The following is a 14687-nucleotide window of genomic DNA, read 5'->3' as shown; positions in this document are numbered from 1 at the left end:
TAGGAAAAATATGCCCCAAATTCTGAAAAATATCTCTACCGAAACGCGACAGTTGAAAGATTCTCAAAAAAGCAACGCGCGTAAGTCCAATGGGTTTACTTTGGTTGAGTTGATGGTGGTTATCTTCATTCTGGGATTATTGACAACGGTTGTTGTGATCAATGTTCTGCCTAGCCAGGACCGAGCAATGGTTGAAAAAGCGCGGGCAGATATTGCGACATTGGGGCAAGCCTTGGAAATGTATCGGCTTGATAATCTCAGTTACCCGACATCTGCAGATGGTCTCGCGGTGCTGTCATCGGCCCCTGCGTCTTTGTCTCCCTCGGCTCGTTATCGACAGGGCGGTTATATTAAAAAGCTGCCGGAAGACCCATGGGGACGGCCTTATCAATATGATAATCCCGGACGAAACGGTCCTGGATTTGATCTTTACTCCTTGGGTGCGGACGGCGCGCCCGGCGGAGAAGAAGATGATGCCGATATCTACGCGGAATAAGTCAGCTAGCGAAAGGTGACAGGGCATTCAAAATTGACTAGCTAACGGCTATCAGCTTCATAACAGGTTTAGCCGAGTCGGGGAGGTCATTTTGAGAATAAATTTCATACCCCCATTGTGCATATTGCTCTTGAACAAGGCCCATCTCGGTTGATGTCGCAATCTCAGCTCCTGATCACCACTTTCCCACTTGCTGAGGATCAACCCTTGCATTGGTGGTTGGTGATTGATGGCCATTTGGATTCCAAAGGCTGCGACAAGGATCCGTTATTGGCTTCGGGACTGAAACTACCGGCATCGCAGACCGAGGACTGGACACATATTGCATTGGTGCCTTCAGCAACGGCTGTGGTCCGTTGGCATGCGCCGCCACAAGAATTGACTGAATTACAAAGTCTCGCCGCCGCTCGTTTGGCTGTCCAAGAAGCGAGTTTGGACTTGGACAATTTGCATATTGCTGCATTAGCCGATGGTAATGGTCAAGTCGCAACCGCAGCAGCCAGTAGATCGGCGATTGGTGAGGGGTTGTCGGCATTGAATGGGATCGGTCTCGACCCGGATTTTATTGTTCCCGCCGGTTGGATTGTTTCACCGCAACCAGATTCCGTGATGGCGGCAGATTTCGGTTTTGAGAAACTGCTGCGGGGGGAGCAAATTATTTCTCCCGATGAGCCCGCTTTACGCGAATATTTGTTGGACGGTGCAGACATAGTCACATTGTCGGATGACCTTATGGCGCAAAACATGGCCGCGGCAGGCCATATTCCGATGCTCAATCTGCGGAGTGGGGCTTTCGCCAAAAAGGTAAATCGGAAACTGTCTACACGACAACGCCAGACATTGGCGTGGCTTGCCTTGGCGGCGCTCGTTTTGTCCATCCTCATTCCGGTTGTGCAATTGGTCAAATTGCATTGGGCGACAGCTGAAACCTATGAAGCAGCATTGGCCACTGCCGAACCAATTGTCGGATCAGTGGACACGGTCGCTGAAGCGGACCGGCTATTGAACGAAATGCTCATCCGAGAAAACCGAGGAAATATAACATTATCCGTTCCGGCTTCGGCTTTGTTCTCCGCCATCCAGCAAACCCAGGGCGTATCAATTGACCGGATTAGTTATCGCAAAGATGGAACGGTATTTGCCGGACTGACGGCGGTAAGAAATGAAGATATGAATCCCGCATTGGTGGCGCTGCAAAATGCTGGTTTCATTATCACGGCCACGCCGCGAACAGATGCAACAGGCGCTTCGAAAGCCGATATTACGGTGCGCGCGCCATGAGAGAAAGTTTGCACAATTGGTTTCGGGCGCTGAGCCAACGGGAAAAGATCATGGTGGGTTGTGCGGGCTTATTGGCCGCGTTGGTCATTGGATATTATGCCATTATCAAGCCGTTTTCCGGCGCCTATAGCGAAGCGCAAACGCGCCATGCTGAGGTGGTGGAGGCGCGGGCGAGGATTGAAGGGAAGGTTGCCACTCTTCAGGATAACACGGAAGATTCTGTCAAACCGCATACCGGGTCACTTGACGTGTTTATCAGTCAAAATGCCGGAGAGGCAGGTTTTGCAGTTGGTAAGCTGGATGCCCAAACTGATGGTTCGGTGCGACTGACCATTGACGCTGCGAAACCAACGGCATTGTTCAGTTGGCTCACTAAACTGGAAACGCGCGGCATTGCAGTTGAAGAGTTGGCGGTAAATCCGGGCTCCAACAAAACGGTTTCTGCAACGATTTTGTTGCGGTCAGTTCAGGCCAAATAACCGCCTAGAAAATATGGGCGGTCGCTTTGTCGTTGCTGGCCTTGTCACCATCAGCAAACATTACGCCGCCGTCATTGGCAGACATTGCTTCAGGGCTGATTATTTCAGCAGGTTGAGCCGCCATTGCGAGCCTTTTCTGTTGGATCCAATTGCCTTCGGCGTCTCGGACATATTTAGGCGCTCGTTGGACATTCCAGACCAAGCCCATTTTTTCCCACGCGGAAATAATATAACCGTTCACGTCAATTTCCCACCACATCATGCCGGCATAAGCGGAGCGAGGATGTTGGTGATGGTTATTGTGCCAACCGTCACCAAAGGTCATCCAAGCCATGAACCAGTTGTTGCGCGAACCATCTTTGGTTTCAAACCGCTGCGAGCCAAAGACATGGCCGACGCTGTTGACGCCCATAACAAAGTTGAGAAAGAAGAAATTGCGAAGAAATCCACCGATGAGGATGGTTCCAATAATATGTTCCGGTCCTCCAAAAGCCAATGCCCAGAGGGCTGGCAATATGACGCTAGAGAAAAAGGCGATTGACCAGCGATGCCGGTGGCACCAAAGCACTTGTGGATCGTCGATCAAGCCCTTGCCATAGACATTCATATCTGAGGTTGTATTGTCGAACAACCAACCAAAATGTGCGATGCATAGGCCTTTCCATTTCGACATTTTTTTACCGTGACCGTCGATATAGGGGCTGTGCAAGTCTCCCACCCGATCTGCGAAAGCATGATGGCGGCGGTGATCAGCAGCCCATTTCAGCACAGAGGCTTGGCAGGCCATTTGTGCCATAATGCCGATGGCGAGGCGCATTTTGGGGCCAGCTTCAAAGGCCCGATGGGTATAAAAGCGATGATAGCCAATGCCGACGCCCATGTTGATCAAGACATAGCCGAAAAGAAATGCAGACCATTCCACCCAGCCAGTGGCTTGGGTTAATGTCCAATAGAGCGCACCCATGGATCCAATCACCATAGAGGATAGAAGAATACCATATTCAATGCGTTTGGCGCGCGCCGCGGGGCCGCCGATAATCACGCCATATTGCGGATGGGTCTCGGCCGGTTCATATTGTTCCGGTTGGATATCACGAAAGGCTGTCGCCATATTTTCTGCCCCACTTGCTTCTCTACATAAGGAAACTAGCGGTTTTTGGCAAAGGTTACAAATATCTTAACTATTAAACTGCGCCGAAATGGTGGAAATTTTGGGAATAGTCAAAGATTCGTGGAAAATCAGGACAATAACACTGTCGCAGCTGTGCTCTTGTCGCATCACTGGCGCGGCTCACCCGGCATTTTCGCCTGTTCACCAATGCGAAAGCGTCGTTCCGCCGTTCTATCTGCATCGAAATTTCGATAAGGAGAAAAAGCATGAAGATTCGCCAATTGATTATGTCGACCACCGGAGTTGCGATGGTTGTTTTGCCGGTTACCAGCTTGGCCGCCCATGCCTCAAACATCGGGTCGCATGAGAAAATCCTGACGCAACCCATTGCCAATGTGGAGAATAATTTTTGGTTCGATTATCTATCGGATATTCAAGAAGCCGAGCACGAACTAAAAAAGGACCTGGCGCGTGCGACAGATGATGAAGATCGCGCTGATGCGGTGGAAGAATATCGCAACGAAATTGCCGATGCGAATAAAGACTATAAAAAAGAAATGCGCGAGCGCGGTTATCGCGTGGGCCGCGTCACCGTCGGAGACTGATAGTTTCTGGATGGTTGTCGGTTGAGGAGCTGCCGCAGGACAAGCGGCAGCTCCCAATCTCTTAGCCACTGTTTCTCAATGCGGTTGCGATGGCGTTTAGCGACAATTGGATCCCTTCTCCAATTCGCGGATCTTCTTCTCCAGCGCGCAAGCGTTTCATCAGTTCGATCTGAAGATGATTGAGCGGCTCAATATAGGGCAATCGCAGTTCGATACTGTTGAACAGCGATGGATTTTTCGCCAGCAGATGCGGCTGATCGGTGATTTCGAGCAATATGTCACGGGTTTGTTCCCAGCTCGATTTAATCCGCCCAAAGAATTTTTCACCCATGGCTTTGTCTTCGACAAGCTCAGCATAGCGCGCTGCAATCCCCATGTCAGACTTGGCCAAAACCATTTCCATATTGGATAGGGTGGCCTGAAAAAATGGCCAAGCCTGTGCCATATCTTTCAGTTTTTGCGTGTCATCAAACGCAGTCAAGGCTTGCCCTACGCCGTACCAGCCCGGCAGCATTACCCGGGCCTGTGCCCAACTGAACACCCACGGAATCGCGCGTAAATCTTCGATTTTATCGCTTTTGGTGCGACTGGCTGGTCGCGATCCAATTTTCAATTTGGCAATTTCGGTCAAAGGAGTCATTTGGCGAAAAAATGTCCGGAAACTGTCGTCACCATAGACCAAGTCGCGATATTCGGTGAAAGCCGTCTTCGAAATTATGTCGAGCGCACTGGCGAAACTGGCTTGCACTTGCTGATCGGTGGGATCCGGTTCGAGAGATCGCAGCAGTACAGCAGAGGTCATCGCTTCTAGATTGGCTTCTGCGACTGCCATTGTGCCATATTTCGCGGCGATCACTTCTCCTTGTTCAGTAATACGAATGCGGCCGTCGACAGTGCCTTTGGGTTGCGCTTTGATCGCGCCAAAAGCAGACCCGCCGCCGCGCCCAACCGCACCGCCTCGACCATGAAAAAGCTGCATTTTGACACCGGCTTTTTCAAACACCGGAGTGAGCGCCTGACTGGCTTTGAACAAGCTCCATGTCGAGGTCAGATAACCGCCATCCTTGTTGCTATCAGAGTAACCGATCATCACTTCCTGCGCACCGCGTGAAAGAGCCAGAGCATGCATTTCAGGCAGCGCGAAGAAATCACTCATGACTTGCGGCGCGTTTTCGAGATCGGCCACTGTTTCGAATAACGGGACCGACATGATCGGACAGGTGGGGGCAGCGGCATCATCTTTAGGAGCCTGATACAGCCCGGCTTCCATTAGCAGCACATAGACTTCCAGAATATCCGACACGGTTTCGCCGTTGCTGATATTATAATTGACAATAACCTCTGGACCATATTGATCATGCGCTTCGGCGGCGGCCCGCAATATCGATAATTCTTTCGCGGTTTCTTCGCTATAATCAATCCATGGACTGACGAGCGGGCGGTTATTGGCCAATTCCTGGCGCAAAATGGCGACCCGTTTCCCCTCGTCGCACGACAGATAGTCGTCCTCAACACCGGCTTCAGCCAGCAATTCAGCAATCACCTGTTCGTGAATTCGGCTATTCTGGCGCATGTCCAATGTTGCGAGGTGAAAACCGAACAATTCGACCGTTCGGATCAATCGTCCCAATGCGCCAGAGGTAGCGAATACGCCTTTGCCACCGGCGCGCAGACCATGAGCAAGCGTGACCAGATCTTCCCGCAATTGCTGCGGATTTTCATAGGCTTCGGCCTCAATGGGCGACGGTCGGCCCGGAACATGACCGCAAAGCTTCAAATGTGTCGCTGATAGCCGTGCATAAATACCAGACAAAGCTCGACGATAGGGTTCGTCCTTGCGGCTTGGCGCGTCATCTCCGCTAGTTTCTGCCAGCGCAATAACCGCATCAGGCACATCGGCAAGCTCGGTTGAAATGCTGAGTTCAGCGCCCATCGCATGAATGCGCGCGAGATAATAGCCAATGACGGTTTCGGCGGCACGCGATAGCGCCTCGCGCATAGCATCCGCATCGACAAATGGATTGCCGTCTCGATCACCACCAATCCAACTGCCTAGTTTGAGAAAATTCGGCAAGCGTGCACCCAGGACTTTTTCCCATTTGCCATAGAGTTTTGGCAAAACCGGCAAGAAGACATCACGCATATAGCTTTGCGATATTTGCACTTCATCCGTGACAAACAGACGTTCCCGGCGCAGCGGCCGTGTTTGCCAAAGCAATGCAATTTGACGCATGATTGCTTCGTCCAGCGCATCGCCTTCTGGGGTATTGTCTGCGCCTTCGTCTTTCATCAGCAAAAGCTCGGCTATCCGGGCTTTGTGATCGATCATGCTTTTGCGCCGCACTTCTGTGGGGTGGGCAGTTAAAACCGGAGCGATAAGCGCATCATCGAGTAAGGCCAATATAGCTTTTTCATCCACGCCTTCGCTAGCCAATTTGGCAACCGCCTCAACGACGGTAGCGCCGGCTTCCGCTGCCACGCCTTGGCGATCTTCGGCGAGATTAGCGAGTAAAGAAAAAAGCATGAACCCGCGAACAAAAGCGGTCGTTTCATCGAGCGAAAGGGCATCAAGGCCGGGATCAATAGCATCGGCATCAGCAAGACCGCGGTGTCGATCCACGCTAGTGGAACGGATATATTCCGTGCGGCGATACAGCTCTTCGCCGCCATAGCTTCGGATTACATCACCGAGCAGTTTGCCGAGATATTTAATGTCAGGATTTTGGCGCACAACCAGCGATGGCGTTGCCGACGATTCATTGGGGAAGGTGTCAGTCATCGTGCTTAGCTGCACTGCAGCGCAGGCGGGGTCAAGATTTTCCTGATGATCGTAAAAATTGAAACGATCTGAGTCATTTGAGAGCGACAATCGGTAAGATTGCAGGGGAAAAATCAGGCTTTAACAGGTTCTCCAACTAGTGTATTGTCCAAATAACACACTAGTTGGAGAACCTTTACCATGAATCGCTTTTCCTTTGTTGCCTTGTCTTTGCTTCTTTCGAATCAATCTATCGCAGCTCCGGCTGCAGTTTCTGTCGAACCAATCAAAATGATGACCCTGGGCACTTACCATTTTGCCAATCCCGGAAAAGATGCGGTGAACATCGAGGCCGATGATGTTACGCAACCCAGTCGGCAGCAGGAAGTTAAAGCTCTGGTCGCTGCGATTGCACGATTCAAACCTGATCGGGTTTTCATTGAACGCCAGATCGATAATCCATCTTTGACGGTGCCAGAATATAAGCGATATAGACCTTCGCTCTTGCAAACGAAGCATAATGAAAATGTACAGATAGGCTACAGGCTTGGTCATTTATTGAAGCACGAAAATATCTATGGCTTTGATGAACAACCCGGAGTAGGCGAACCGGACTATTTTCCATTGGGAAAAGTGAAGATGTTTGCTGATGCAAGCGGTCTGGAAGCTAACTTTGCTAAGCTTTTTTCTGCTGCCCAGAAAAAGGCAAAACGGTTTGAACGGAAGCAACAATGCGCGTCGATCCCGGAGCTGCTGCTCGAAGAAAACAACCCCGCTGAAATCCGCTTTTGGCACAAGCAACTCTACTATGGGCTGCTTTCTTTTGGGGATCGCAACAATCAAGCTGGAGCAGATCTCAACGCTTATTGGTATATGCGAAATGCGAAAATGTTTGCGAAGATCGGGTTAATTGCGAAGCCTGGTGAACGTATCTTCGTTCTGGTTGGTGCGGGCCATAAATATTGGTTAGACCATTTTTCAAGCACTGCGCCTGATTATGAAAGAATTGACCCGAAGCCCTATTTGAAAGATGCAATTGCGCGCCTACCGAAGTCAAGGGGCTGTAAAGATACAAGCTGACCCTGTTAGAAGGTTGTTTTTCCCGGGCTTTGGCGAGTACCGATACCCAAACTTAACACTATCCCTCCAGTTCAATGTCCCAGTAAAGCCAGTCATGCCACGTCTCGTGTAGGAAATTGGGAGGGAAAGCACGGCCATGTTCTTGCAGCTGCCAATTGGTCGGTTTGATCGGCTGACCGGACAATTGCATATGGGCTTCTTTGGGCGTGCGGCCGCCTTTTTTCAGGTTGCACGGCAAGCAAGCCGTAGTTACATTTTCCCATGTCGTGCGGCCTTTTTGGCGCCGTGGAACCACGTGATCGAAGGTCAAATTCTCCAAGCTGCCACAATATTGGCAAGTAAATTTGTCTCGCAAAAACAGGTTAAATCGCGTGAAGGCGGGATATTCGGACGGTTTGACGTAATTTTTCAGCGCGATTACCGACGGAATTTTCATATCGAGATTGGGGCTATGGACCTCTCGTTCATAGCTCGAGACGATATTCACGCGATCGAGGAAAACCGCCTTTATCGCGGTTTGCCAAGGCCATAAGCTCAAGGGATAGTAGGAAAGCGGTGTATAGTCAGCGTTGAGCACCAATGACGGACAACTTTCGGGATGCCGCAACAGGTCGGGGTGATACATAGTCTGACTACTCCCTTAGCCTTTGACTGACTGCTCTTTATCCGCAAGAACATGACATGGTCATTACAACGCACCCGCAAAGAACATTATCTGATCCATGACGTCAAGAGGGTATCTCGGCCAAGATATAGTGGTACGCTTTGCGCCTAGCCCCAATGGCTTGTTGCACATGGGCCATGCTTATGCGGCCTGTTATGCTTTTGACTATGCACGAAAATATGACGGTAGCATGCTGCTCAGGATCGAGGATATTGACGCTGGACGGAGCAAGCCGGAATTTGTCGATGCCATTCTCGCCGACCTAAAATGGCTGGAATTGGATTGGGACGGGCCGGTAATTTATCAATCGGCGCGACTGGATTCCTATCGGATTGCCGCCGAGAAGCTGAAAGCGGCGGGATTGCTGTATCCCTGTTTTTGTTCTCGCAGCGCGATGCGGAAAGTACAGGAGGAAGCGGCGAAACCCGAGGGTCCGGACGGTCCAATTTATCCGGGTACATGCCGCGGTATCGATCCCGCAATCGCTGCCGAACGGGTTCGAACCGAAGCGCATAGCTGGCGCCTTGACGTGAAAAAAGCCCATCGCCTTTGGCCCGATTTGCGATGGAAGGACGAACATCAAGGCGAGCAACTGGCTGATCCGCAAGCTTTGGGCGATGTGGTTTTGATTCCGAAAGATATGCCAGTTAGCTATCATTTGGCGGTCACGCTCGATGATGCCCGCGATGGGATAACCCATATCGTGAGGGGCGCAGATCTTTTTGCATCAACTCATATTCATCGGCTGTTGCAAGCCTTGTTGGAACTGCCGGTTCCGCAATATTGCCATCACCCCATATTATTGGATGAAACCGGAGCAAAATTAGCCAAAAGTCGGGATTCTGCATCTTTAGCCGTATTGCGCGAATCTGGCCGTGATGGTTCTGTGCTAGCAACTGATTTACGCAACCACCGATTCCCAGTTGGAATCACGCTATCGAAGGGCTATTGACCGATTATGAGCTATATATTGATAATTTTGATCCTTCTGGCCGCAGGCGCGGTTATTTTTGCATTGGTCCGTGGACTGATCGCTTTTGCCAATATGGAACCAGATGATGTGGATGCCGACGGCATTACAGCTTCCCATAAGAAGCAAAATGAAATGATGTTTGCGCGGGTTAAATATCAGGCGCTTGCAATTATACTCGTCGCCTTGCTGCTGCTTTTGGCTGGCGGCCAAAGCTAAGACCGCTATTTGATGGTCAAACTCAACAAAATTTACACCAAGACGGGAGATGACGGCTCGACCGGGCTGGTAGACGGTTCGCGACTTCAGAAAAATGATTCGCGCATGACCGCCATTGGTGAAGTTGATGAACTGAATAGCGCATTGGGCGTTGCGATTTGTACCATTAGCGACGATCGCCTCGTCCAGGCTTTGCGGGTGATACAAAACGATCTGTTCGATCTTGGAGCAGACTTGGCTACACCAGCACAAGAAAATGACGATTTCGCACCTTCGGACATGGTGTTGCGAGTTACGCCCAGTCAAGTGGAACGGCTTGAAGCAGAAATTGATGAGATTAATGAACGACTGGAACCGCTAACCAGCTTCATTTTGCCCGGCGGTGATCCATCAGCGGCGGCTATACATCTGGCCCGCGCCGTCGCGCGCCGCGCCGAACGCTCTGCCGTAGCTGCAGCACAGTCAATGGCAATTAATCCAAAAGCACTGGCCTATGTTAATCGGCTTTCCGATTATCTTTTTGTTCTTGGCCGCCATCTCAATAATGACGGTAAGGTTGATATTTTGTGGGTACCAGGAGCTTCTCGCTGAGCCGCTTTGTTATTGATCGGGATGGTCTAATGATTCAACCATGCAACTTCCTGGCGTAAATATAAGCAGTTGACCCTAAGGCCGTTCGCTCTATGTTCTAGTGCGTTAGTTCGTTAAGTGGAGAGAAGCGATCGCCGGTCGAGCAAAAGTCCAAGAGTCAGTGTCTGGAGCGGCGCCGGGTTCAGATCGGTCGCAAGATCTGGCCGCACAATTTGGTAAAGTGCGGTCATATAGCCAATCTCTCGTGGCGGGATTGAGCGATGCCGATGCAACCGGTCAATCGATGCCAGATGCCTCACCGGCGAAATGGCATTTGGCGCACACGACATGGTTTTTTGAGACGTTTCTTTTGCGCGATAATGTCCGTAACTATCGTGTGTTTGATCCCGCTTATGCCTATTTGTTTAATAGCTATTATGAAGCAGAAGGAGCGCGGCATGCACGGCCCGATCGCGGCTTGCTGACGCGGCCATCTCTCACAGAAATTCTGGACTATCGGGCTCACATCGACTCCACACTGTTATCTGCAATTGACGCATTTTCGGATGATCTATTGGATTTGGTTGAATTGGGTTTGCATCATGAACAGCAACATCAGGAATTGTTGCTGACTGACATATTGCATCTCTTTTCACGCAATCCCTTGGCTCCGGCATTATGGGAACCCAAGCCGCGACCGGCGATTATCAAAACACCGATTGGCTGGATAGCGGGAACAACGGGCGTTCAAGAGATCGGAACCACAGGCGAAAGATTTGCCTTTGATTGCGAAGGCCCGCAGCATGAAGTTTTGCTCCATCCGCACGCGATTGCTGATCGGCCCGTGACCAATGAAGAATGGCAATTATTTGTCGCAGATGGTGGTTATCGCAATCCGGAACATTGGCTATCCGATGGCTGGGCCTGGTTGCAAGACCAAGGCATTGAGGCGCCGCTTTATTGGCGTGAAAAACAAGGTAAGTTAAAAGAATTTTCCCTGCAGGGTTGGCGGGAAGCGGTGCTTTGTGCGCCGGTGCGTCATATCAGCCTGTATGAAGCTGATGCTTATGCCAGCTGGGCCGGTGCTCGCTTGCCGACTGAAGCGGAATGGGAAGTTGCCACAAACCTTGGCTTGCCGGCCACCGGTCATGTCTGGGAATGGACCGGCAGTGCCTATCGTCCCTATCCCGGCTTTCGATCTGCAGAAGGAGCGGTTGGTGAATATAATGGAAAGTTCATGTCCGGCCAGTTTGTCCTGAGAGGCGGCAGTGTTGCTACACCCCCCGGCCATATTCGCTCCAGTTATCGTAATTTCTTCTACCCCCATCAACGCTGGCAATTTACCGGCGTTCGACTGGCTAAAGACCTTTAGTCCACAATTTTCCTTTTAGGGATGGCTTTCGCATGGATATGATTACGCACCCGGTTGATCCGGCATTTAAGTCTGACATTTTGCGCTGCTTCGATCATCAAAGCTATGCGATTCCGGCGCGGTGGCTATATGATCGCCAAGGATCAGAATTGTTCGAACAAATCACGGAATTGCCGGAATATTATCCGACCAGGACAGAAACGACTCTGTTGGAAAATTATAGTGAAGACGTGGCAAATTTCAGTGGAATTGGTCGCGCCGTCATCGAATTTGGTTCAGGCAGTTCAACCAAAACACCCCATTTATTGAGAGCGGTTCAGCCCTCGGCTTATGTACCCATTGATATTTCCGGTGAATTTCTCACGGCAAGCGCGGCGCAGCTACAGACCGAGTTTCCGGATTTACCGATTTATCCACTCGAAGCAGATTTTATGCGGCCATTGCGCCTACCAGATGAGGTTGCCGATCATCCGAAAATTGGGTTTTTCCCCGGATCGACAATTGGCAATATGGTGGCGCGGACTTCGGTTGATCTGTTGCGTTCTATGCGGGAGACATTGGGTGAGGGCGCCCAGCTGCTGATCGGATTTGATCGTATCAAGGATCCCGATGTGCTGGTAGCTGCTTATGATGATAGTGCCGGTGTGACAGCGCAGTTTTCGTTGAATTTGCTGCTTCGGATAAATCGTGAATTGGGTGGTGATATTCCAGTCGAACAGTTCCGGCATGTGGCCGTTTGGAGTGATCTATATGCCCGTATTGAAATCTATCTTGAATGTGTTGCGGACGTTCGGTTCGAGGTGAATGATAAGCCCGTACAAATGAGCAAAGGCGACAAGATTCATATTGAGAATAGCCATAAATACGGACTGCGTGATGCCCGTTTAATGTTGCGCGCAGGCGGATGGACACCGGTGCAAGATTGGAGTGATACCCAAGATTATTTTTCTTTGATACTCGCAGACGCGCGACCGTTCAAAGACGCGCCTTAGTCATTCCGATGTTTCCGGAGATCCCGAATCATTTTGGGCTAATTCCTCAGCTTTTTGATATTTCGCGCGCCAAGTGGTGATCCATTCATAGGCACCGCGGCATTCTTGCATGCCTTGGGCTTCGATCAGGCGAAATTGTTCGCCATCCCAAATAAAACTCTCTGAATTTCCGCAGTCGCCAATACCCCTTCCTTTGGCAAAGCTGCTCAGAATTTGGCGATTTTCTTCCCAATGGGCATTGACCAGCAGGGGGGGGCGACCCTCTCCGCCCCAAGACGGCTGCAAGTCATATGTGGCGGGCCGGAAAGCCCAGCTGGCACCCTTTTTCTCAGTCCCTTTAATTTCACCAATATAGGCGGCGCTGGAGAAATTATACGCCCCTGAGCCGCAGGATATTAAAATCAAGGCGCGATACCGATCATCTTCCTGGCCGAGTGGGAAAATCTGATCTTCGACCACCCCAAACCGATCGTCTTTGCAAGGAGAATTTTCAACCAGATCAACAATTTCCGTTGTCGCTGGAATCCGTTTTGCTGGTTGCCATTGTTGGGTTGTCACGACGGGGAGCGGAACAGCATCGCCGCGATATTTGCGGCGCCCTTTAGCAATCAGAGCGGTTGGTGTTCGGGCTCTGTTTTGTTTTTGGTCCATATAGCGCAGTGCTGCGGTTGAGCCATATAAGGAGATACTGGTGAGAATCTTATCATTGGCTCCGGTTACTTGAAGCTTCCGTCCCCGGGCAATGGCCGTCGCTAATTTTTTGGCATCTTGGCCCGTCACCTCAATAGGATAATCGCCTTCGACCATGGTCCCGCTGGCAATGGTTTTGCGATCGACTACGACGGCATAAGAACCGATTTCAGCCACTTGCACCAGCACTCGGATTTTCAGCTTATCTTCACGATCAGCCGAGCGAATAATGGAAACTGGGCCTCCCCATTCGGAGTAGCCGCCGCTGGCATCATTAACCAAGGAAATGGCTTGGCAACGCCCTCCATTGTCGCAACCAGCGGACCAATCTCTAAAAACTTTCAGTTCACCGGGGTTCGGAATAGGCGTGGCGATATCCGCCGACCCTGCAGCGGCAAATGTGAGAAGACCAATAGTAGTAATAATAGGGGGCATATTTGTAATCTAGCCAGTTTGATCCACAATCGCTAGTGCCTTGTTGCATCGCGATTAACAACATGGTCATGATAAGGAAAAGGGGCCACTCATGAAATCTATTGGTATCATCGGAGCCGGACAAATGGGCGTAGGGATAGCTCAGGTTTCCGCGCAGGCTGGTTATCATGTTTATTTGTCAGACATGAACCAGGATATTGCCGAAAAAGGCAAGGCAGGAATTGCTAAACAACTATCCCGCCTGGTCGAAAAAGAGAAAATCGAACAACAAGCGGCGCAAACGGCCTTGGATCGGATTCAAGCCATTGGCGCGTTGGACCCTATGGCAAGTGCGGATATGATTATCGAAGCGGCGACGGAACGCGAAGATATCAAGCGGCAAATATTCGGTGCAGCCTCGGAAATATTGGGGCATCAGGCGGTATTGGCGACCAATACTTCATCGATTTCCATCACCAGATTAGCCCAGTCAGTTAAAGATCCATCCCGGTTTATCGGTGTGCATTTTTTCAATCCTGTGCCGCTTATGGGATTGGTAGAAGTCATTCGCGGTCTGGCAACCAGCGACCAAAGTGTCGCTATTGCCAGTGATTACGTCAAAGCGCTCGGAAAGCAATCCGTGCTTGCCAAAGATTCCCCCTGTTTTGTCGTGAACAGAATTTTATTGCCCATGTTAAACGAAGCCTTTTTTGCACTGGGTGAAGGAACGGCATCTATGGAAGATATTGACCGCGGTGTGCAACTCGGGTTGGGCCATCCCATGGGGCCGATAACGCTTGCCGACATGATCGGCTTGGATACGCTACTAGAAATTTTGCGGGTTCTGCAAAATGACTTTGGTGATCCCAAATATCGGCCTGCCCCCATCCTGTTGAAATATGTCGAAGCGGGTTGGCTGGGTCGGAAAACCGGAAAAGGTTTTTATGACTATTCTGGAGAAACACCAACACCTACATTTTAATATG

The 14687-nt window shown here is 50.6% G+C and carries 15 protein-coding genes; 11 read left to right on the top strand and 4 right to left on the bottom strand.

What is annotated here, in order from left to right:
- Positions 1-10 precede the first annotated feature (10 nt).
- The 3 genes from gspG to gspM all read left to right on the top strand — a co-directional run bounded on the left by gspG (position 11) and on the right by gspM (position 2256).
- Positions 11-496, top strand: a complete 486-nt coding sequence (gene gspG / locus ABJU74_RS10920) for a type II secretion system major pseudopilin GspG (RefSeq protein WP_348384244.1) — start codon at positions 11-13, stop codon at positions 494-496.
- A gap of 153 nt (positions 497-649) precedes the next feature.
- Positions 650-1777, top strand: coding sequence for a hypothetical protein (locus tag ABJU74_RS10915; RefSeq protein ID WP_348384243.1), 1128 nt, complete (start codon positions 650-652; stop codon positions 1775-1777).
- The gene (gspM, locus tag ABJU74_RS10910; RefSeq protein WP_348384242.1) at positions 1774-2256 is read left to right on the top strand and encodes a type II secretion system protein GspM; all 483 of its coding nucleotides are present in this window, start codon (positions 1774-1776) and stop codon (positions 2254-2256) included. Before ABJU74_RS10915 ends, gspM begins: the two co-directional genes overlap by 4 nt.
- Before the next feature lie 4 nt (positions 2257-2260).
- On the opposite strand, the gene ABJU74_RS10905 is transcribed toward gspM, so the two are convergent.
- A complete protein-coding gene (locus ABJU74_RS10905) occupies positions 2261-3367 on the bottom strand; it encodes an acyl-CoA desaturase (RefSeq protein ID WP_348384241.1) in 1107 nt (368 codons plus the stop codon).
- 266 nt (positions 3368-3633) lie between these two features.
- Between ABJU74_RS10905 and ABJU74_RS10900 the strand changes: the two genes are divergently transcribed.
- Complete coding sequence (locus ABJU74_RS10900) at positions 3634-3972, top strand: hypothetical protein (protein ID WP_348384240.1); 339 nt, start codon at positions 3634-3636, stop codon at positions 3970-3972.
- A 61-nt stretch (positions 3973-4033) separates the two neighbouring features.
- On the opposite strand, the gene ppc is transcribed toward ABJU74_RS10900, so the two are convergent.
- On the bottom strand, positions 4034-6751 hold the full coding sequence (gene ppc, locus ABJU74_RS10895; RefSeq protein ID WP_348384239.1) for a phosphoenolpyruvate carboxylase: 2718 nt from the start codon (positions 6749-6751) through the stop codon (positions 4034-4036).
- Between the two features lie 180 nt (positions 6752-6931).
- Here ppc and ABJU74_RS10890 point away from each other — a divergent pair, with 180 nt between their 5' ends.
- Positions 6932-7810, top strand: coding sequence for a DUF5694 domain-containing protein (locus ABJU74_RS10890; protein WP_348384238.1), 879 nt, complete (start codon positions 6932-6934; stop codon positions 7808-7810).
- A 58-nt stretch (positions 7811-7868) separates the two neighbouring features.
- Here ABJU74_RS10890 and ABJU74_RS10885 read toward each other — a convergent pair whose 3' ends face one another.
- The gene (locus tag ABJU74_RS10885; RefSeq protein WP_348384237.1) at positions 7869-8435 is read right to left on the bottom strand and encodes an HNH endonuclease; all 567 of its coding nucleotides are present in this window, start codon (positions 8433-8435) and stop codon (positions 7869-7871) included.
- A 97-nt stretch (positions 8436-8532) separates the two neighbouring features.
- Here ABJU74_RS10885 and gluQRS point away from each other — a divergent pair, with 97 nt between their 5' ends.
- From gluQRS to egtD, 5 genes are all read left to right on the top strand, one after another.
- Positions 8533-9426 (top strand): tRNA glutamyl-Q(34) synthetase GluQRS, encoded by an 894-nt coding sequence (gene gluQRS, locus ABJU74_RS10880; RefSeq protein ID WP_348384236.1) that lies wholly within the window; start codon positions 8533-8535, stop codon positions 9424-9426.
- Between the two features lie 6 nt (positions 9427-9432).
- A complete protein-coding gene (locus tag ABJU74_RS10875) occupies positions 9433-9663 on the top strand; it encodes a hypothetical protein (RefSeq protein WP_348384235.1) in 231 nt (76 codons plus the stop codon).
- A 12-nt stretch (positions 9664-9675) separates the two neighbouring features.
- Complete coding sequence (locus ABJU74_RS10870; protein ID WP_348384234.1) at positions 9676-10254, top strand: cob(I)yrinic acid a,c-diamide adenosyltransferase; 579 nt, start codon at positions 9676-9678, stop codon at positions 10252-10254.
- A gap of 160 nt (positions 10255-10414) precedes the next feature.
- A complete protein-coding gene (egtB, locus tag ABJU74_RS10865) occupies positions 10415-11605 on the top strand; it encodes an ergothioneine biosynthesis protein EgtB (protein ID WP_348384233.1) in 1191 nt (396 codons plus the stop codon).
- A gap of 32 nt (positions 11606-11637) precedes the next feature.
- Positions 11638-12597 (top strand): L-histidine N(alpha)-methyltransferase, encoded by a 960-nt coding sequence (gene egtD, locus ABJU74_RS10860; protein ID WP_348384232.1) that lies wholly within the window; start codon positions 11638-11640, stop codon positions 12595-12597.
- Here the strand turns inward: egtD and ABJU74_RS10855 are convergent, their stop codons facing one another.
- Positions 12598-13722 (bottom strand): DUF1176 domain-containing protein, encoded by a 1125-nt coding sequence (locus ABJU74_RS10855; protein ID WP_348384231.1) that lies wholly within the window; start codon positions 13720-13722, stop codon positions 12598-12600.
- 91 nt (positions 13723-13813) lie between these two features.
- Between ABJU74_RS10855 and ABJU74_RS10850 the strand changes: the two genes are divergently transcribed.
- A complete protein-coding gene (locus tag ABJU74_RS10850) occupies positions 13814-14683 on the top strand; it encodes a 3-hydroxyacyl-CoA dehydrogenase NAD-binding domain-containing protein (RefSeq protein ID WP_348384230.1) in 870 nt (289 codons plus the stop codon).
- The last annotated feature ends 4 nt before the right edge of the window (positions 14684-14687 follow it).

This window comes from Parasphingorhabdus sp., assembly GCF_039982415.1.
Lineage (GTDB): Bacteria > Pseudomonadota > Alphaproteobacteria > Sphingomonadales > Sphingomonadaceae > Parasphingorhabdus.
The sequence above is the reverse complement of the archived record's forward strand: the minus strand, read 5'-3'. Positions and strand labels throughout refer to the sequence as shown.